This is a genomic window from Variovorax sp. YR750, from assembly GCF_900109805.1.
GTDB classification, from domain to species: Bacteria; Pseudomonadota; Gammaproteobacteria; order Burkholderiales; family Burkholderiaceae_C; genus Variovorax; species Variovorax gossypii.
On sequence record NZ_FOBJ01000011.1, the window covers coordinates 187,011 to 205,556 of the forward strand.

The following is an 18,546-nucleotide window of genomic DNA, read 5'->3' on the forward strand; positions in this document are numbered from 1 at the left end:
GCTCAGGCCTGCCCGCGGAACCTCAACGCCGCCTGCCGCACGACTTCGGCCAGCAGCCTCTCCTTGCCCTGCTTCTCGCGAAGCCAGCGCGCGTCGTTGCGGTTCGACTCCACGCTGGTGCGCAGCTCGCCCAGCGCCTGCGTGGCGTTGAGCGCCTCGCTGTGCCATTCGAGCTGCGTCATCGTCATCAGGATGTGGTCGCGCAGCGGCATGTGCTGCCCGGTGGCCGGGTCGACGTACACCGCGTCGAGACCGAAGCGGCAGGCCTGGAAGCGGTTGTAGGTGTAGACGAGATAGTCGTCTTCGGTCGGCTCGAAGGGCTGCTCCTGCAGGAACCAGGCGGCCAGCGACTGCACGTAGCCCGCGAGCGCGGCGGCGCGCTCCACGGTGAGCGGCGTGTCGAACACGCGGATCTCGATGGTGCCGAACTCGGGCTTGGGGCGGATGTCCCAATAGAAGTCCTTCATGCTGCGCACGACGCCGGTGCGGGTCATGCGCTCGAAATACGCCTCGAATTCCTTCCAGCTCAGCGTGAAGGGCGCGCGGCCCGACAGCGGGAACGCGAACACCGAGTTCAGCCGCGCCGAGTCGAACTGCGTGTCCTGCCCCTGCACGAAGGGCGAGGACGCCGACAGCGCGATGAAGTGCGGGATGTAGCGCGACATGCGGTGCAGCATCAGCAGCGCTGCGTCGGCATCGGGGCAGCCGATGTGCACGTGCTGGCCGAAGATGGTGAACTGCTTGCTCAGGTAGCCGTACAGCTCCGACAGTTCGCGAAAGCGCGGCTTGTCGTAGATGCGTCGCTCGTGCCACTGCTGGAAGGCGTGCGTGCCGCCGCCCACCACCGCGATGTTGAGTTTGTCGGCGTTGCGGATCAGCGCCTCGCGAATGGGCGACAGCTGCGTGATCACGTCCTGCGCCGAGTGGCAGATGTCGGTCGAGATCTCGATCATGCTCGAGGTCATCTCGGGCACCACGCTGCCGGGCAGCGGGGTCTGGGCCATCAGGCGCAGCATGTCCTCGGCGTAGGGCGCGAGGTCGTAGTCGTGCGTGTTCACGAGCTGCAGCTCGAGCTCCACGCCGAGCGACAGCGCCTCCGACTTGTTGAAGGGCTCGAGCTTGACCGCGCGGCTCTCCGGGTCCGAAGGCAGCGGTGCCGAGCGGACGTCGTCGCTGTCCGGGTCGACGGGGCTGTTGTTGCTGGCTGCGGTGCTCATCGCTGCGTGTCCTCCGTGATGCTGAAGGCCTGGGGCATCCAGGGCACCGAACTCTCGCCCACCGCGTGGATGGCCAGGGTGGCGAGCACCGCGCCCACCACCTCCATCAACAGGATCGAGGGCAGGGCCACCTGCGTGATCATCGTGCCCAGCAGCGGCGAGGCGGTGGCGAAATTGGAGGCGATGAGCAGCGCGATCGACGACAGCGGCGACATCGCGCAGCCGACCCAGAAGGCCTGCTTCCAGCTCGCGCCGCTACCGGGGTTGGCGACCGCCACGCCGGCGATCTTGGTCAGCAGGCGCACGCCGATCACGGCCAGCACCACGCTGGCCACCGGCAGCGTCCAGTCGGCCTGCGCAGCCACGATCGACACCAGCACGAACATCAGCATGGTGAGCAGCGAGGAGGCCGTGCCCAGCTGCCGCTGCCAGGCCCAGGGCTTGGGGTTCAGCGTCTTGAGCAGCACGCCGCCGATCAGCGCGGCCAGCGGCGCGGAGCCGCCGACGTGCGCTGTGAGCGCGGCGCCCGCGGCAATGATCGCCAGCAGCAGGATCGACGTGTTCTCGCTCGACGGGCTCATCACCCGCAGCGCCGAGCGCAGCGCCAGCGCCATGATCGCGCCCACAACGAAGGACAGGCCCAGCACCACCGCGATCGGGTAGAGCTTCTGCAGCATGGTCTGCGGCGCGCGCTCGATCAGCCCGGCCTGCGCGTAGCCCAGCGCCAGCGCGTAGAAGGTGTTGAGCGTGGCCAGCGTCATCGCGCGCTCGGTCACGGGGCCGGCGGCGCGGGTGTCGATGATCACGCGGCTGAGCACCGCCGGCGAGGCGACGATGGCCATCAGCGCGATCGGGTTGGCCACCGGCTCGGGCAGGCCCAGCAGCGTGAGCACCCAGTACACGCCGAAGTAGGTCAGCGTGGCCTCGAGCAGGCTCTGCACCAGCACCATCGGGTTGTGGCGGAACCAGCGCAACGGCAGCCGCCCGCCCGCCTCGAACAGCACCACGGCCGCGCCGAGCTCGAGCAGGAAGAGGCTGATGCCGCGCAGCGGCCAGATCGCGCCCTCGAAGCCGGCAAAGCCCACCACGGCGCCGACCAGCGAGTAGCCGATCACCTTGGGTAACCCGAGGTAGCGTTGCACCAGGTGGCCGGAAGCAGCGGCGGCCGCCAGCAGCAGCGACCACAGCACGGTGGGCAGGCCGGCCGAGGGGCGCACCCACTCGGACCAGAAACCCAGCAGATCGTTGAAGAAGCTCGTCAAATTCATCCAGGAAGGAAAAAGCTCACCGGGCGGCTGCGCCAGCGGGCCCAGATCGCGCTGCGGATGCGCGCGCGGTCACCGAGGCTCACGCTGTGCGCACGCAGCGCCAGGCGGAAAGCGAAATAGAAACTCACGCTCACATTGAGCGCGCCAATGACCGGGATCGCCGCCACCGCCCACCACAACGCAGGCTGCTGCAGCACCGCCAGGCCGGTGGATGCCGCCGCGGCGGCGATCTGTCCGGCCGACAGTGTCACGTGCCGCACGTCCAGCCCGAGCCCGAAGAAACCCGCGAACGCGGGCAGCAGCCCGAGCATGAGTCCCAGCGAGATGTTGGAGGCGAAGCCTGAAATGTTGGTGCGCATGAAATCGGCCCAGCGGCGAGCCCGTGCGGCGCCGAGAAATGCGCCGATGCGGGGGTTGTAACGCATTGCAGAGTCCATTCGATGCAGGACAAAGGCGTTTTCTGTCCATCCGGCGATGATGCTGGCCGAAAACAGCAGGATGCCGGTGATTGCCGCATAAAGCGCGGTCGGGCCTGCCAGTGACAGCGATTTCAGCGTGGCCGCCGCATGGGCGGCGTCCAGCAGCGGCCGCTCGAGCGCGAACTGCGCCAGCAGCGCGATGGCTGCCACCGTCGGCACCACCACCAGCACGTTGCCCAGCACCGCCGCCACCTGCGAGCGCACCAGGTTGGCGACCTCGTCGACGAAATCGTCCACCGCCGCGTCCGACTTGATGTCGCGCAGCCGCGCCGCCATGGCCGGCGCCGTCATCGCGGGCTGCTTGGTGGCCAGCGTCAGGTGCAGCAGCTGGATCGCGACGAAGCTGGCCGCGTACATCAGCCCCGAGCCCAGGCCGCTCCAGAAGGCCGACAGCCCCAGCGCATAGATGCCGAACTTCAGCAGCACCGTGACGGCCGTGAAGGCGCCGCCGCCGGCCGCCTTCTTCACCATCCGCAGGTAGCTGGCGCGGTCGCGGGTGATGTAGTGCTCGCCGGTCTCGGCGCTGCGCTCGGTCACCTTGGCGGCCAGCATCGAGGAGTTGGAGGCGATCAGCGCCCGGATGCTGTTGCGCTCGCCGCCGGCCAGCACCAGCCGGCCGACCAGCCGCGCCACGCTGGGCCCGGGGTTGGGCGCCATCAGGCAGTCGAGCAGCTCGCGGATGCGCAGCACACGCTCGCGCAGCTGGCGCAGCCGGAACACCAGGCCGACCGAGATGCCGTTGTCCTCCAGGTGCGTGTAGACCGAGGCGGCGCCGGCGCGGCAGGCATCGAGCCGGTCGCGGAAGGCCACGAAGGCGGCCTGCAGGGCCTCTTCGTCGCGCGGCTCTCCGGGGCGGTCGAACATCTGCTCGCGCAGTTCGTCCAGGTCGGCCATCAGCGCGTGGAAGGGGCGCGTCTCGCCGACCGCGTCGGTGCTCATGCGCAGGCGCAGTTCGGGCGAGAAGCCGGCGGCCACCACCTGGCTGCTGCAGTAGGTGACGGCGTCCATCACCGTGTGGCGCCAGCGCGGGGCGCCGTCTTCGTCGAGCGCTGCGTCGGTCAGCAGGGCGCCGATGCGCCCGAGCTGCGTCTCGTCGAGCAGGGCGATCCAGCCCGCGTCGAACGCGCCGGGCAGCACCATGCGGAACAGGTCCGATGCGTCGGTGGTCTCGGGCGTGCCGGGCAGGATCTTTCGGCGCAGCCGTTCGCTGAGCTCGCTCGCGAAGGCGGTGCGCGGGGCGAAGCCGTAGTCGGCCAGCAGCGTGGTCAGGTCGACCGTCTGCGTGAAGGCGCGCCACCAGGCGCGAAGCCGCTCGCGCAGCTCGGGCCGCGCCTCGATGGCGTCCAGCAGCAGCTGCACGCGGCCGATGGCCGCCTGCGGCGAGGCGCGGTCGCCGCGCAGCCAGTCGAAGATGTCGATGAGCCAGATGTGGCGCTGCGCCACATCGGCCGTGGGGTCGAGGCCGGCAAGCAGCCCCTGCAAGTCGCGCGATGCGGCAGCCATGGGAGCGATCTCGTCAAGTCAAGTGCCGGGGAACACCGCGCAACCGGCATTGCCGGGCCGCAGGTGTCGCCCCCGGCGAGGGGGAGGCGAAGCGAAGCCTGGGGGAGCGCCCGGTGCGTCTAGTGCAATACGCGGGAGACGGGGGCGCCGCCGATGTCGGCTTCCAGCACGAACATGGGAATGGGCACGTCGAAGCGGTCGCCTTCCTCGGTCACCACGAAGTAGCTGCCGTGCATCGTGCCGCTGGGCGCCTGCAGGCGGCAGCCGCTGGTGTAGCGGAAGGATTCGCCGGGCGCCAGCAGCGGCTGCTGGCCGATCACGCCCAGGCCCTTGACCTCCTGCGAATGCCCCGAGGCGTCGTTGATGAGCCAGTGGCGCGCGATCAGCTGGGCGGACACCGAACCCGTGTTCGTGACGGTGACCGTGTACGAGAAGGTGTAGATGTTGTCCTTGGCCGAGGACTGGTCGGCGAGGTAGCGCGGTTCGACTTGTACGCTGAAAGGGCTGTGTGACATGGGGCGCATGGTAACGGAGGCCTTTGGTCGGGCTTGCGCCGGCTGCGAGAATCAGGGGTTATGAGCACCCCGTTCCGCATCGCGCCCTCCATCCTGTCCGCCGACTTCGCGCACCTCGGCAAAGAACTGACTGACGTGATCGCGGCCGGCGCCGACTGGATCCATTTCGACGTGATGGACAACCACTACGTGCCGAACCTGACCTTCGGCCCGATGATCTGCCAGGCGCTCAAGCCCTATGCCAAGACCGCCGACGGCACCCCGGTGCCCATCGACGTGCACCTCATGATCCAGCCGGTCGACGCACTGGCGGCCTCTTTCGCGCAAGCGGGCGCCGACTACATCAGCTTCCACCCTGACGCTTCGCCCCACACGCACCGCAGCATCCAGGCCATCAAGGCGGCCGGCTGCAAGGCCGGGCTGGTATTCAACCCCGGGCTGGGCCTGGAGGCGCTGGACTGGGCCATCGACGACATCGACCTCATCCTCATCATGAGCGTCAACCCCGGCTTCGGCGGCCAGAGCTTCATCGACTCGGCCCTGCGCAAGATCGAGCAGGCGCGCAAGCGCATCGAGCAGAGCGGGCGCGACATCCGCCTGGAGGTCGACGGCGGCATCAAGGCCGACAACATCGCGCGCGTGGCCTCGGCCGGTGCCGACACCTTCGTGGCCGGCAGCGCGATCTTCAACGCCAAGGACTACGGCGCGGTCATCACCGAGATGCGCAGGCAGCTCGCCGGCGTCGTCAGCGCCTGAGCTTCTCGTTGTAGACGCGGTCGCTCGGCGGGCCGCGGTCGGTGTCGACCACGCCGCGCTCCACGTCTTCGTGGGCCTTGCGGCCCACCTCGGGCGGATTGCCGTCCTGAGTTTGCTGGCTGTCCGACGACTGGTCGCGCTCGTGCGGCAGGCGGGGCGCCGATTCGCCGCCTTGCTCCACCTTGGTCTTGCCGCGGCTGCTCTTGCTGTTCATGCATGCACTCCTTTGACAGAGGCCGAGCCTGCGCCCCTGTCGCGGCCGGTCCGGTAGGACAGGCGAGGCAGCCCCTGTAGGCGGCGCCTCGGCGGCCGGTGCTATGAAACGAATAGCGCCTTTGCGCGCAGGGAAAGGGCTCCGCAATAATCCCCGGATGTCTTCCGATCCTTTCGCCGGCGTGGCCACCGACAGCCTGCGCATCCACGCCTTCGCCTCGCTCAACCCCGGTCCCCGCCTGCTCGTGATGGGCGGCGTGCACGGAGACGAAATCTCCGGCACCCTGGGCATCGAGCGCGTGCTGGGCGAATTCGAGGCCGGCTCGCTGCGGCTGCTGCGCGGCGAGCTGACCATGGTGCCGGTGGCCAATCCGCTGGCCCGCAGGCGCCTGCAGCGCGAGGGCGAGCGCAACCTCAACCGCCTGTTCCGCCCCTCCGAGTCGCCGGCCGACTACGAAGCCCGCGTGACCAACGTGCTGGCCCCGCTCATCGAGCGCCACGAGGTGCTGCTCGACCTGCATTCCTTCCAGAGCGAGGGCGAGGCCTTCGCGATGATCGGCCCGCGCGACAACACCGGCACGCTGGAGCCCTTCGCCCGCTCGTACGAGGAGGGCCAGCTCGCGCTGCACATCGGCACGCCCATCGTGGTGGAAGGCTGGCTCGACATCTACGCCGCCGGCATCGCGCAGCGCTCGGGCGGCGCGCCGGCCAGCGAGGCCGAACTCGACTTCGGCCGCGGCACCAACGAATTCATCCGCAGCCGCGGCGGCTACGGCGTCACGCTCGAATGCGGCCAGCACCTCGACCCGCAGGCGCCCGAGGTGGCGTGGCGCGCCATCCGCCGCACCCTGGCGCTGCTGGGCATGGCCGAACTGCCCGAGGGGCTCTCCGGCGGCCCCGCGCAGCCGCCGAAACTGCTGCGCCTGGCCAGCGTTACAGATCGCCTGCACGAGGAAGACAGCTTCGTGCGCGACTGGGCCACCTTCGACGAAGTGCAACGCGGCGAGCCCATCGGCATGCGCCACGACGGCACCCTGGTGAGCGCGCCCGACGACGGCTTCATCGTGTTCCCCAACGCGATGGCGCTGCCGGGCGCCGAGTGGTTCTACTTCGCGCGCCCCAGCGAACGCCGGCTCGGACCGGTGACCGAGGCCACGGGCGCAACCGGCGCGGCCTGACGGCGCCTGGGGCCGCGTTCCTACATCGCGCGCGCCGGGGCGGCGCACATTCCGGGATGAAGGAGTGTGCAACCCATGCCCGTCTCGAAGAAAGCACCCGCGCCGCGCGTCCTGTGGAAGGGCGCCATCAGCTTCGGCCTCGTCCACATTCCCGTGGCGCTCTACTCGGCCACCGTGGACCACGGCATCGATTTCGACTGGCTCGACAAGAGGACCATGGACCCGGTCGGCTACAAGCGCATCAACAAGAAGACCGGCAGGGAGATTGCGCGCGAGCAGATCGTGAAGGGCATCGAGTACGAGAGCGGCGAGTACGTCGTGCTCAGCGACAAGGAGATCGCCGCCGCCTACCCGAAGACCACGCAGACCATCGAGATCGAGACTTTCGTGCCGGCCAACGGCATTCCCTTCGTGTACCTCGAGCGGCCCTACTACGTGGCGCCCATCAACCGCGGCGCCAAGGTGTACGCGCTGCTGCGCGAGACCCTGCAGCGCAGCGGACGCGTGGGCGTGGCCCGCGTGGTGATCCAGACCAGGCAGCATCTTGCGGCGCTGGTGCCCGTCGGCCCCGGCCTCGTGCTGAACCTGCTGCGCTGGGGCGCCGACATCCGCCCCTGGACCGACCTGCCGCTGCCTTCCGAAGACGCGAAGAAGGCCGGCCTGCGCCCGCGCGAGCTCGAGATGGCGAAGGAGCTGGTCGAGGACATGAGCGCCGACTGGGACCCGGAGGAATTCCGAGACGAGTTCAAGGACGAGATCCTGCGGCTGGTCGACAGGAAGGTGAAGGCCGGCCAGACCGAGACCGTGACCCAGCCCGAACCGGAAGAAGGCGAGCAGGCCGCCGAAGGCCGCGGCGCCAAGGTCATCGACCTGACCGAGCTGCTCAAGCGCAGCCTGCGCAAAGGGGGCGCGGGTGGCAGTGGGGGCAGGTCGAAGGACGAGGAAGCCGACGCCGATGAAGAGGAAGAGCCGCGACCCAGGCGGCCCGCTGCGAAGAAGCGCAGTACCGCCACGAAGAAGAGCGCCGCCACCGCGCGCCGAGCTCCGGCCCGCCACCGTCGCGCCGCCTGAGCCCGTCGAGGACCGCACGCCATGGCACGCACAGCATCATCCTCGTCATCCACCGCACGCAAGGCGCTCGCGCGCTACCACGGCAAGCGCGACTTCTCCCGCACGCCGGAACCAAAGGCCGGCGGCCGGCGCGGCAAGGGCACGCTGGGCTTCGTCATCCAGAAGCACCACGCGAGCCACCTGCACTACGACTTCAGGCTGGAGTTCGACGGCACGCTCAAGAGCTGGGCCGTGCCCAAGGGGCCGTGCCTCGACCCCGGCGTGAAACGCATGGCGGTGCACGTCGAGGACCACCCCATCTCGTACGCCGACTTCGAAGGCACCATCCCGCCGAAGCAATACGGCGCCGGCACCGTCATCGTCTGGGACCGCGGCGACTGGCTGCCCGACGGCGACGCGCGCAAGGCGCTCGCGGCCGGCAAGCTCAAGTTCGAGCTGCGCGGCGAGAAGCTGCACGGCCACTGGACGCTGGTGCGCATGCGCGGCAAGGGCGACGAATCGCACGAGCCCTGGCTGCTCATCAAGGAGCGCGACGGCGAGGCGCGTGCGCTCGACGACTACGACGTGGTGGAGGAAGAGCCCGCGAGCGTGATCACCGGCCTCGGCGTGGACGAGGTGGGGCAGGCGCCGAGGAAGAAGGCGAAGGCGAAAGACAGCAGCACGCCGGCGAAGAAAGAGGAGCCCAGGAAGAAGAAAGAGAAAGCCGCGCTGCCCGCCGTCCTCGAACCCCAGCTCGCCACCCTCGCGTCCTCGCCACCGTCGTCGCCGCACGACTGGCTCTACGAGCTCAAGTTCGACGGCTACCGCCTGCTGGCGCGCATCGACGACAAGGGCAAGGTCCGCTGCTTCACCCGCAACGGGCACGACTGGAGCGCGAAGCTGCCCGCGCTCGTCGAGGCCATCTCGAAGCTGGGCACGCGCTCGGCCTGGCTCGACGGCGAGATCACCGTCGACGGCCCCAACGGCGCGCCCGACTTCCAGGCGCTGCAGAACGCCTTCGACCGCGGCGCCACCTCGGCCATCGTCTACTGGCTCTTCGACGCGCCCTTTCTGGATGGCGAAGACCTGCGCGAGTTGCCGGTCGAGCAGCGCCGCGCGAGGCTCGCCGCGGTACTCGCCGGCCGGCGGTTGTCGCCGCTGCGCCTGAGCGACGCCTTCGAGGCCGCGCCGCGCGACCTGCTCGCGGCGTCCGCGCGCATTGGCTTCGAGGGCATCGTGGCCAAGCGCAAGGGTTCGCCATACGTGTCGCGCCGCTCGCCCGACTGGATCAAGCTCAAGAACCAGCAGCGCCAGGAATTCGTGATCGGCGGCTACACCGCGCCCAAGGGCTCGCGCGCCGGCTTCGGGGCGCTGCTGCTCGGGGTGTACGACGAAGGCAGCGGGCGGCTGCGCTACTGCGGCAACGTGGGCACGGGCTTTGACGCGAACCGTCTCGCCGACATCAAGGCGAAGCTCGACCGGCTGGCCGTCGACGATTGCCCCTTCGAGCCCGTGCCGCGTGGCGTCAGGGCGCAGTGGGTCAGACCCTCGCTGGTGGCCGAGATATCGTTCGGCGAATGGACGCGCGAGAACCGCGTGCGCCAGGCCGTGTTCCAGGGCCTGCGCAGCGACAAGCCCGCGGCCGAAGTGCGGCGCGAGCATGCGCAGCGGACGCGGGAGATCGAGGCGTCGGCAAGCTCGCCGGCAACGAAAAGCGGCAGAAGCAGCGACAGCAGCGAAGGGAAAAGCAAGTCCATGTCCCTGAAGATCACCCACGCCGACCGCGTGATCGACGAGCACAGCGGCATCACCAAGGGCGAGCTCGCCGCCTACTACGACGGCGTGGCGAAGCTCATGCTGCCGCACCTGCGCGGGCGGCCGGTGTCGCTGGTGCGCGCACCGGAAGGCGTGGGCGGCGAGCTGTTCTTCCAGAAGCACGTGCAGGGGCGCGAGATACCCGGCGTGCGCCTGCTCGACCCCGCGCTCGACCCCGGTCACGAGCCGCTGCTGCAGATCGACACCAAGCCGGGCCTGCTCGGCGCGGCGCAGATGAACGTCATCGAGCTGCATACCTGGAACGCCACCTCCCGCGCCATCGGCAAGCCCGACCGCATGACCTTCGACCTCGACCCCGGCGAAGGCGTCGCCTGGGCGCAGATCCAGGAGGCCGCGATGCTGGTGCGCACGCTGCTCGACGAACTGGGTCTGCCATCGTTCCTGAAGACCAGCGGCGGCAAGGGGCTGCACGTGGTGGTGCCGGTCCGCCGCCAGTACGGCTGGGACACCGTCAAGGGCTTCTCGCAGGCAGTGGTGGCGCATCTCGCGCAGACCATTCCGGCGCGCTTCGTCGCCAAGAGCGGGCCGCGCAACCGCGTGGGCAGGATCTTCGTCGACTACCTGCGCAACGGCTTCGGCGCGACCACCGTCAGCGCATGGTCGGCGCGCGCGCGGCCGGGGCTGGGCGTTTCGGTGCCGTTGACGTGGGACGAGCTTCCGGAACTCCCGGGGCCGGACCGATGGACGGTCGCCAACGCGGCGCAGCGCTTCGAGGTCGGCAACCAGCCCTGGGCCGCGATGGAGCGCAGCCGCAAGGGGCTCGCCTCCGCGATGAAGCTGCTCGGGTACGAGCCCGGCTGACGGCCGCCGTGCTCCGTCCCGGCCTTCTTCGCTCCGCTCAGCGCGCGATGCCGATGGTTGCCGTCGCGGTGTAGCCGGCGGCGACGCTGCCGCTCATGGCAGGCGTCATCGCCGCGATCTGCGCCGAGGTGTTGTCGCCGAACACGTTGTCGGTGGAGAGGCTGACCGCTGCGAAGTTCGCGACGCTGCTGGTGTAGCCCGTGGCGTAGGGGTACACCGCGCTGCACACGGCGCTGGGCATCGCCAGCTGCGAGGTCAGGATCGAGTTCTTTCCGGTCGTGGCCGTCGAGAGGCTCTGGAACACCTCGAAGTGCATGTGCGGCCAGCGGCCCGAATAGCAGCCTGGGAAGATCGTCGTGAAGGTCACCTGCCCGTTGCTGTCGGTCACCTGCACGCCGCGCAGGTAGCTCTCGGTGGGCGCCGAGTACAGCGAGTAGTTGCCGTCGCGGTCGCAGTGCCAGAGGTAGATCGCGTAGCCCGACAGCGGCGCGCAGCTGGAGGACGTGTTCAGCAGCGTGAGCGTCAGCGTCGTCTGCACGCCGCCGGCCTGCGTGGTGGTGCCGAGAAAGCTGCTGCGGATGTCGCTGCGCACGATGCCGCTGGAGGTGAGGATGTCCGAGGTCGAGCCCGACGAGCTGTTGGTGCCGTCCGCCGGATACGGCCCCGCCGTCTCGCCGGGCAGCGCGGTGCAACTGCTGCTGGAGCTGCTCGTGCTGCTGCCGGTGGTCGTGGAAGAGCCCGAGCTCGAAGTCGACGTGGCCGGCGTGGTCGTGGTCGCCGAGGTGGTGCCCGAGGCCGCCACCAGCCCGGCGAGGCTGCCGCTTGCGTCGGAGCCGCCTCCGCCACCACCGCAGCCGCCCAGCAGGAGAGCCGGTCCCGCCGCCGCCGCGGAGCCCAGCCATGCCAGCGCCCTGCGGCGCTGGAGGCCGAGCTGCGCCGCCATGAGCGGAAGGTCGTCGGCCAGGTGGTGGCCGTGCCTGTTGTCGTGATTCTGGTTGTGGTTCTGGTCCTGCCCGGGTCGGCGGCATTCGGAAATCGACACTTTTGCTCCTCGATCGTGGTTGGAGCGGCGAGCGTCGGGCCGCGATGTTGCTCGCGGATTTCAGCTTATTGCGGCTTGTTGCGGGGCGGCTGTCGGCAGGCTCCTACCCGGTCCGCGCGCCCTCTCCCACAGGGGCGGGAGGGCGGCCACTACGGGGCTGGAGCCGCGCCGGACATAACCTTCGGATTCGCCCGCGACATGCGCGGGGCATGCGCAAGACAGGCAGCGTGAAACCCGGAGGGAATGATGGAATTTGCATCGCTTTTCGACTCGTTCGCCAGTTCCTGGGGCAACGAAATCCTCGTGTGGTCCATCGCCGCCGTGGCGGGCCTCATCTGTCTCATCGCCGTGGTCAACGTGCTCGACATGTTCCTCGACAGCGGCAACGAAACGGGCTGAACGCCCATCCCCACCCAATGAAAGATTCCGGCAAGTCCACGATGTCGCCCCAGAACAAGGCCGCCGCCGGCCGTCGCGCCAGCGCCGTCAAGGCTGGCGACGCAGGCAACGCCAAGCAGCAGCAGCTCGAGGGGTTCACCGTCGAGCACCCGACGACCCTGACCACCAACCAGGGCCTGCAGCTGCCGGACAACCACAACTCGCTGAAGGCGGGCGTGCGCGGCCCCACGCTGCTCGAAGACTTCATCCTGCGAGAGAAGATCACGCACTTCGACCACGAGCGCATCCCGGAGCGCGCGGTGCATGCCCGCGGCTCGGCGGCGCATGGCTTCTTCCAGGTCTACAAGTCGATGTCGCAGTTCACCTGCGCCGACTTCCTGCAGGACCCGGACGCGAAGACGCCCGTGTTCGTGCGCTTCTCCACCGTGGCCGGCTCGCGCGGCTCGGCCGACACCGTGCGCGACGTGCGCGGCTTCGCCGTCAAGTTCTACACCCGCGAGGGCAACTACGACCTCGTGGGCAACAACATCCCGGTGTTCTTCATCCAGGACGCGATGAAGTTCCCCGACCTCATCCACGCCGTCAAGCCCGAGCCGCACCACGAGATGCCGCAGGCCGCGAGCGCGCACGACACCTTCTGGGACTTCGCCTCGCTGATGCCCGAGAGCACCCACATGCTGATGTGGGCCATGAGCGACCGCGCCATTCCGCGCAGCCTGCGCATGATGGAAGGCTTCGGCGTGCACACCTTCCGCTTCGTCAACAGCCGCGGCGAGAGCCACTTCGTGAAGTTCCACTGGAAGCCGAAGCTCGGCATCCACGGCCTCGCGTGGGACGAGGCGCAGAAGATCGCCGGCAAGGACCCCGACTTCCACCGCCGCGACCTGTGGGAAGCCATCGAGAACGGCGACTTCCCCGAGTGGGAGCTCGGCGTGCAGCTGATTCCGCAGGACAAGGAACACTCGCTGGGCTTCGACCTGCTCGACCCCACCAAGCTCATTCCCGAAGAGATGGTGCCGGTGCAGAAGATCGGCCGGCTGGTGCTCAACCGCAACCCCGACAACTTCTTCGCCGAGACCGAGCAGGTGGCCTTCCATCCGGGCCACCTCGTGCCCGGCATCGACTTCACGAACGACCCGCTGCTGCAGGGCCGCCTCTTCTCGTACACCGACACGCAGATCTCGCGCCTGGGCGGCGCCAACTTCCACGAGCTGCCCATCAACAAGGGCGTGTGCCCGTTTCACAACTTCCAGCGCGACGGCATGCACCGGCAGACCATCGCGCGCGGCCAGGTGGCCTACGAGCCCAACACGCTGGGCAGCGGCACCGAGTTCCGCGTGGACGGCGGCAGCCACGGCTTCCAGTCTTTCCCCGAGGAGATCGATCCGCCCAAGGTGCGCCGCCGCAGCGCTTCGTTCGACGACCACTTCACGCAGGCGCGCCTGTTCTTCGAGAGCCAGAGCGCGGCGGAGAAGGAGCACATCGTCGCGGCCTTCCGCTTCGAGCTGTCGAAGCTGGAGGTCCCGGCCATCCGCCAGCGCATGGTCGACAACCTCGCGCACGTGGACGAGAAGCTCGCCCGCCGCGTGGCCGAGCCGCTGGGCATCGGCGAGCCCGATGCCAAGGCGGCGGCGGGACGCGCGGGCTTTCGCGACCATCGCATCGCGCTGCCCATCGAGGAGTCGCCCGCGCTGAGCATGGCCGACACCGGCGACGGCTCGGTGCGCACGCGCAGGATCGCGATCATCGCGGCCGACGGCGTCGACTCCGCCTCGCTCAAGCCCATACGCGACGCGCTCGAGCAGGCCGGCGCGCAGTGCAAGGTGGTGGGCCCGCGCCTGGGCACCATCGCCAGCGCCTCGAAGCGCCAGATCGACGTGGACGCGACCTTCGCCAACACGCCTTCGGTGATGTTCGACGCCGTGCTGGTGCCGGCCGGCGAGGACTGCGCCACCGCGCTGGCGGGCATCGGCGACGCGGTGCACTTCGTGCTGGAGGCCTACAGGCACTGCAAGGCCATTTGCACGGTGGGCGAGGGCGTGCGGCTGCTGTCCACGCTCGGCATTGCCGAGGACACGCCGGCCGACGAACTGCCCGCGGGGCTGGTGGTGGCCGCGACGCCGGTCACCAACCTGGGCGACAGCTCCGGCGCGACGGAGATCGCGCAGCGCTTCGTCGCGGCCATCGCGAAGCACCGGCACTGGGACCGCGCGAACATCGACGCCGTGCCGGCATAGGGCCGCCGGCGAGGCCGGTTCTAAGCCTTTAGCGCTAGACCGTATTGCGAATAGGCGCCATAGAGGGCCACTCCTAGACTTCGCCCCCACGAGGCCTGAACGGCGCGCACTTTCGCGACGTCGAGCATCCCGCCAAAGCGGATGCGTGGGCCGCGCGCGGGGGTCCAATGGCGTGGTTTTCGAGATGGGGATGGGAGCGCCCTGCACGTCGTCGTGCGGGAATCGCAGGCGCGCTCGGTCTGACATGCATTCTTCTCGCGGGCTACGGCTCCGTGGCTTCGGCGCAGCAGCAGCAGGCGACGAGTGCCGAGGCCGCGGCCAGCAGGATGGAGCAGGCCCGCCTTGCGGACACCGACACCCTGCTGGCCCTCACCAGCGAAGGCGCCGTGCTCTACGGGCAGGACTCGGTCAAGCTCTCGGGCTACCAGTACTGCAGCCAGGCCGTCGCGCTGGCCGAGGCGGGCGAGTTCCGCCAGAGCGTGCGCGCCGCGAGCAAGGCGCTGCACCTGGCCAATGCCACCAACGATCCCAACCTGATGGCCATGGCCAATCGCGACCTGGCCATCGTCTACAGCTACTCGGGCCAGCTCGAGAAGGCCGAGGAGTTCGCACGCGAAGCGCTCAGGCACCAGGCGCGCGACCCCAAGCTGGTGGTCGGCCCCGTGCAGAAGGTGATCGGCGACGTGCGCTCGCGCCGCGGCGACTATGCCGGCGCGGTGCTCAGCTATGACGAGGCGCTGGCCAACAGCTCGCAGCGCTATGCGCCGCTGGTGCAGGCATCGCTGGTCAATGCGCTGATCGAATCGGGTGACCCGGCGCGGGCGCGCGAGGTGCTCGGCACCATGGCCCCGCCGAAGGACGCGCCGCTCACCGCGCAGCTCGACCGTACCCGGGCCCGCCTGCTGCTGGCCGAGAACAAGCCCGCCGAGGCGCGCGATGCGTATCGCGCGCTCACCGCGCGCCAGGTGGGGGCCGACACCGAGTACTACCGCCTCTGGGCCTGGGACGGCGTGGCGCGCAGCGAACTTGCGCTGGGCCAGAAGCAGGCCGCGGCCGAGGCCGTGGGCCGCGCGCTGGGCGACGTGGACAAGGTGCGCGCCAGGTTCCGCAGCGAGGAATTCAAGATGGGCCTGTTCTCGGACCTGCAGACGGTGTTCGAGCGCGGCGTGTCCATCTACAGCGACGCGGGCGATGCGCGCCAGGCCTTCGAGGTGAGCGAGCACAGCCGTTCGCGCGCGCTGCTCGACGCGGTGCGCGGGCGCGCGAAGATCAACGAGCAGGCCGCCAACACCGTCGACCTCGCCACGCTGCAGCGCACGCTGGCGGCCGACGAGCGCGTGGTGCAGTTCCATTCGCTGCCCGACCGTCTCGTGGTGTGGGTGGTGGGGCCCAACAGCATCGCCGAGAAGACGGTGGCGGTGAAGCGCGACGAGCTCAACGAGCTGGTCGAGACCTTCCGCAATTCGATCGTGCGCGGCCGCCGCACCGCCATCACCAATGCCGACAAGCTGGGCGCGGCGCTGCTCGGGCCGCTCGGCCTCGCGCCGGGGCAGCGGCTGGTCGTGGTGCCGCACGGGCCGCTGCACTACCTGCCGTTCCAGGCGCTGCGGCTCGACGGCCGCTACATCATCGAGACGCATCCTGTGGCGGTGGCGCCGTCGATGAGCATCGCGGTGCAGCTCGCGCAGCGCACGCCGCGCGTGAACGCGTCGCTCACCGCCTTCGGCAATCCGCGCATCGAGGACAAGTACGACCTGCCCGGCGCCGAGACCGAGGTGAAGCAGCTCGCGCGGCTGTTCCCGCGCAACGCCGTGTACATGGGCGCGGCCGCCACCAAGACCCAGTTCCGCGACGTGGCCGCGCGCTCGCCGCTGATGCACGTGGCTGCGCACGCCGAGGCCGACGCGGTCGATCCGCTGTACTCGCGCATCCTGCTGGCCAACGAAGGCGGCAAGCAGAATTTCCTGGAAGCGCACGAGATCCTCGGGCTGCCGATGGACGGCACCGCGCTGGTCACGCTCTCGGCCTGCGAATCGGGCCTCGGGCGCATCGCGCAGGGCGACGAGGTGCTGGGCTTCACGCGCTCGTTCCTGTCGGCCGGCAGCTCCAGCCTGATCGCGTCGCTGTGGCCGGTGTCCGACGACGCCACCGCGGTGCTCATGGGCACGCTCTACGGCGAGCTCTCGAAAGGCCGCGACATCCAGAAGGCCATGCAGGCCGGGCAGCTCGCGGTGCTGAAGGATCCCAAGATGTCCCATCCCTTCTTCTGGGCGCCGTTCAACCTGATCGGCAACTGGCGCTTAACGGTCGGGAGTTGAAATGAAAGTCCGTCAACGTCCCACGCCGATCGCCTTCGCGGTCACGGCCCTGGTCAGCGCGACGCTGCTTGTCGCGGCCCAGCGCACGCACGCAGCCGAAGCGGACGGCAACGCCACCGAGCTGTTGCCCACCAAGGACCCCTGCGGTGCCTGCGACCGCCCGATCGCGCAGGCGCCCACCGGCGCCGTAGCCCCGCAGAGCCTGCCCGCGCCGCCGCGCAACACGGGCGGACCCGCCGGCGCGACATTCAAGCTCAACGACCTGCGCCTGAACGGCGTGAAGGCGCTGAGCAACGAGGAGCTGCAGGCCATCACCGGCCCCTACATCGGCCGCGACGTGACGCTGTCCGATCTCGAGGAGCTCGCCAAGGCCATCACGGCGCGCTACAAGGAGCAAGGCTATTTCCTCGCTCAGGCCGTGGTGCCGGTGCAGACGGTGCGCGACGGCATCGTCGAGATCAGCGTGATCGAGGGCCGCCTCGGCAAGGTCGACGTGACGGTCGCGCCCGATGCGCCGATTGCCGAGTCGCGCGTACGCGGCTTCCTCGCGCCGCTGCAGCCCGGTGCCGCCGTGAGCGCGCCGGACTACGAGCGCGCGATGCTGCTGCTGTCGGACCAGCCCGGCGTCAAGGTGTCCTCGGGCCTGCAGGAGGGCACGCAGCCCGGCACCACCGACCTCGCGGTGGAAGTGACCGCCGCGCCGCGCTGGGCCTTCACCGCCGAGGGCGACAACCACGGCACCAAGGAGTCGGGCCGCTACCGCGTGGGCGGCACCGCGCGCTGGCTCAGCCCCTTCGGCATCGGCGACAACCTCGACATGCGCCTGATGGTCTCCAACAGCAATGCGCTGCAGTTCGGCCGCATCGCGTACGAGGCGCCCATCGGCACCAGCGGGCTGCGCGCGGGCGTGGGCCTGTCGCGCGTGAGCTACGAGCTGGGCGGCCAGTTCGCCGACCTCGACGCGCGCGGCCGGGCCAACGTGCTCGACTTCTCGCTGAGCTATCCGGTGATCCGCCAGCGGCAGCAGAACCTCTTCCTGCGCCTGGGCGTGGACGTGAAGGACCTCACCGACGAACTGCGCGCGGCCGACTACAACTCGAAGAAGCGCGTCAACGGCCTGAGCCTGGGCTGGACCTGGGAGCGCCGCGACGAGCTGCTGGGCGGCGGCTACTGGGCCAGCTCCGGCACGCTGTATCACGGCAACCTCTCCATCCGCGACCCCGAGAGCCGCGACTTCGACAGGGGCATCACCGGCCACCGCACCGAAGGCGGCTTCACCAAGCTGAGCTTCCAGCTCTCGCGCCTGCAGGCCATCGTGCCGCGCCATTCGCTGTACCTGTCGATCGGTGGCCAGTGGGCGAGCAAGAACCTCGACGCGTCCGAGAAGCTCGCGCTCGGCGGCGCGCGCGCGGTGCGCGCCTACCCTTCGGGCGAACTGCTGGTGGACCAGGGCGTGATCGGCACCGTCGAATGGCGCTGGTCGCTCAACGAGGAGCTCACGCCTTTCCTCTTCTACGACGCAGCGCACGGAAAGATCGTGCGCAACCCGACGCCCTACGACGGCGTCAACAGCCACAGCCTGCGCGGCTATGGCATCGGCCTGAGCTGGTCGCGACCCGGCAATTTCTCGATCAACGCGACGCTGGCCTGGCGCGCCGGCACGCCGCCCGCGCAGACCGACGGCGGAGGCAGGAATCCCCGCCTCTTCGTGCAGCTCATCAAGGCGTTCTGACC

The 18,546-nt window shown here is 69.5% G+C and carries 14 protein-coding genes; 8 read left to right on the plus strand and 6 right to left on the minus strand.

Features of this window, described 5'->3' with window-relative positions; genetic code table 11:
• Window positions 1-2: 2 nt before the first annotated feature.
• The 4 genes from BMY35_RS22725 to apaG form a co-directional block, all read right to left on the minus strand.
• A complete protein-coding gene (locus tag BMY35_RS22725; protein ID WP_093204051.1) occupies window positions 3-1,217 on the minus strand; it encodes a YbdK family carboxylate-amine ligase in 1,215 nt (404 codons plus the stop codon).
• Window positions 1,214-2,485 (minus strand): cation:proton antiporter, encoded by a 1,272-nt coding sequence (locus BMY35_RS22730; RefSeq protein WP_093204054.1) that lies wholly within the window; start codon window positions 2,483-2,485, stop codon window positions 1,214-1,216. Before BMY35_RS22730 ends, BMY35_RS22725 begins: the two co-directional genes overlap by 4 nt.
• Window positions 2,482-4,467, minus strand: a complete 1,986-nt coding sequence (locus BMY35_RS22735; RefSeq protein ID WP_093204056.1) for a site-specific recombinase — start codon at window positions 4,465-4,467, stop codon at window positions 2,482-2,484. The genes BMY35_RS22730 and BMY35_RS22735 overlap by 4 nt, the downstream gene beginning before the upstream one ends.
• Before the next feature lie 119 nt (window positions 4,468-4,586).
• Window positions 4,587-4,982: a Co2+/Mg2+ efflux protein ApaG gene (apaG, locus tag BMY35_RS22740; RefSeq protein ID WP_093204281.1), complete on the minus strand. Its 396-nt coding sequence runs from the start codon at window positions 4,980-4,982 to the stop codon at window positions 4,587-4,589.
• A gap of 60 nt (window positions 4,983-5,042) precedes the next feature.
• Here apaG and rpe point away from each other — a divergent pair, with 60 nt between their 5' ends.
• Window positions 5,043-5,738 (plus strand): ribulose-phosphate 3-epimerase, encoded by a 696-nt coding sequence (rpe, locus tag BMY35_RS22745; protein WP_093204059.1) that lies wholly within the window; start codon window positions 5,043-5,045, stop codon window positions 5,736-5,738.
• On the opposite strand, the gene BMY35_RS22750 is transcribed toward rpe, so the two are convergent.
• Complete coding sequence (locus BMY35_RS22750; protein ID WP_256229262.1) at window positions 5,728-5,952, minus strand: hypothetical protein; 225 nt, start codon at window positions 5,950-5,952, stop codon at window positions 5,728-5,730. The genes rpe and BMY35_RS22750 overlap by 11 nt on opposite strands.
• A gap of 157 nt (window positions 5,953-6,109) precedes the next feature.
• Here BMY35_RS22750 and BMY35_RS22755 point away from each other — a divergent pair, with 157 nt between their 5' ends.
• From BMY35_RS22755 to ligD, 3 genes are all read left to right on the plus strand, one after another.
• Window positions 6,110-7,129 (plus strand): succinylglutamate desuccinylase/aspartoacylase family protein, encoded by a 1,020-nt coding sequence (locus BMY35_RS22755; protein ID WP_093204062.1) that lies wholly within the window; start codon window positions 6,110-6,112, stop codon window positions 7,127-7,129.
• Window positions 7,130-7,204: 75 nt separating this feature from the next.
• Window positions 7,205-8,200, plus strand: coding sequence for a non-homologous end joining protein Ku (locus BMY35_RS22760; protein WP_093204064.1), 996 nt, complete (start codon window positions 7,205-7,207; stop codon window positions 8,198-8,200).
• A gap of 21 nt (window positions 8,201-8,221) precedes the next feature.
• On the plus strand, window positions 8,222-10,816 hold the full coding sequence (ligD, locus tag BMY35_RS22765) for a DNA ligase D (protein WP_093204067.1): 2,595 nt from the start codon (window positions 8,222-8,224) through the stop codon (window positions 10,814-10,816).
• 37 nt (window positions 10,817-10,853) lie between these two features.
• On the opposite strand, the gene BMY35_RS22770 is transcribed toward ligD, so the two are convergent.
• Window positions 10,854-11,858, minus strand: coding sequence for a dioxygenase family protein (locus BMY35_RS22770; RefSeq protein ID WP_371287185.1), 1,005 nt, complete (start codon window positions 11,856-11,858; stop codon window positions 10,854-10,856).
• Window positions 11,859-12,104: 246 nt separating this feature from the next.
• Here BMY35_RS22770 and BMY35_RS38340 point away from each other — a divergent pair, with 246 nt between their 5' ends.
• The 4 genes from BMY35_RS38340 to BMY35_RS22785 all read left to right on the plus strand — a co-directional run bounded on the left by BMY35_RS38340 (window position 12,105) and on the right by BMY35_RS22785 (window position 18,544).
• Window positions 12,105-12,257 carry a hypothetical protein gene (locus BMY35_RS38340; RefSeq protein WP_177213679.1) on the plus strand — a complete coding sequence of 51 codons (153 nt, stop codon included), beginning with the start codon at window positions 12,105-12,107 and terminating at the stop codon, window positions 12,255-12,257.
• Between the two features lie 41 nt (window positions 12,258-12,298).
• Window positions 12,299-14,494, plus strand: coding sequence for a catalase (locus BMY35_RS22775; RefSeq protein WP_093204286.1), 2,196 nt, complete (start codon window positions 12,299-12,301; stop codon window positions 14,492-14,494).
• Between the two features lie 272 nt (window positions 14,495-14,766).
• The gene (locus BMY35_RS22780; protein WP_256229265.1) at window positions 14,767-16,812 is read left to right on the plus strand and encodes a CHAT domain-containing protein; all 2,046 of its coding nucleotides are present in this window, start codon (window positions 14,767-14,769) and stop codon (window positions 16,810-16,812) included.
• A 1-nt stretch (window position 16,813) separates the two neighbouring features.
• Window positions 16,814-18,544, plus strand: coding sequence for a ShlB/FhaC/HecB family hemolysin secretion/activation protein (locus tag BMY35_RS22785; RefSeq protein WP_093204072.1), 1,731 nt, complete (start codon window positions 16,814-16,816; stop codon window positions 18,542-18,544).
• The last annotated feature ends 2 nt before the right edge of the window (window positions 18,545-18,546 follow it).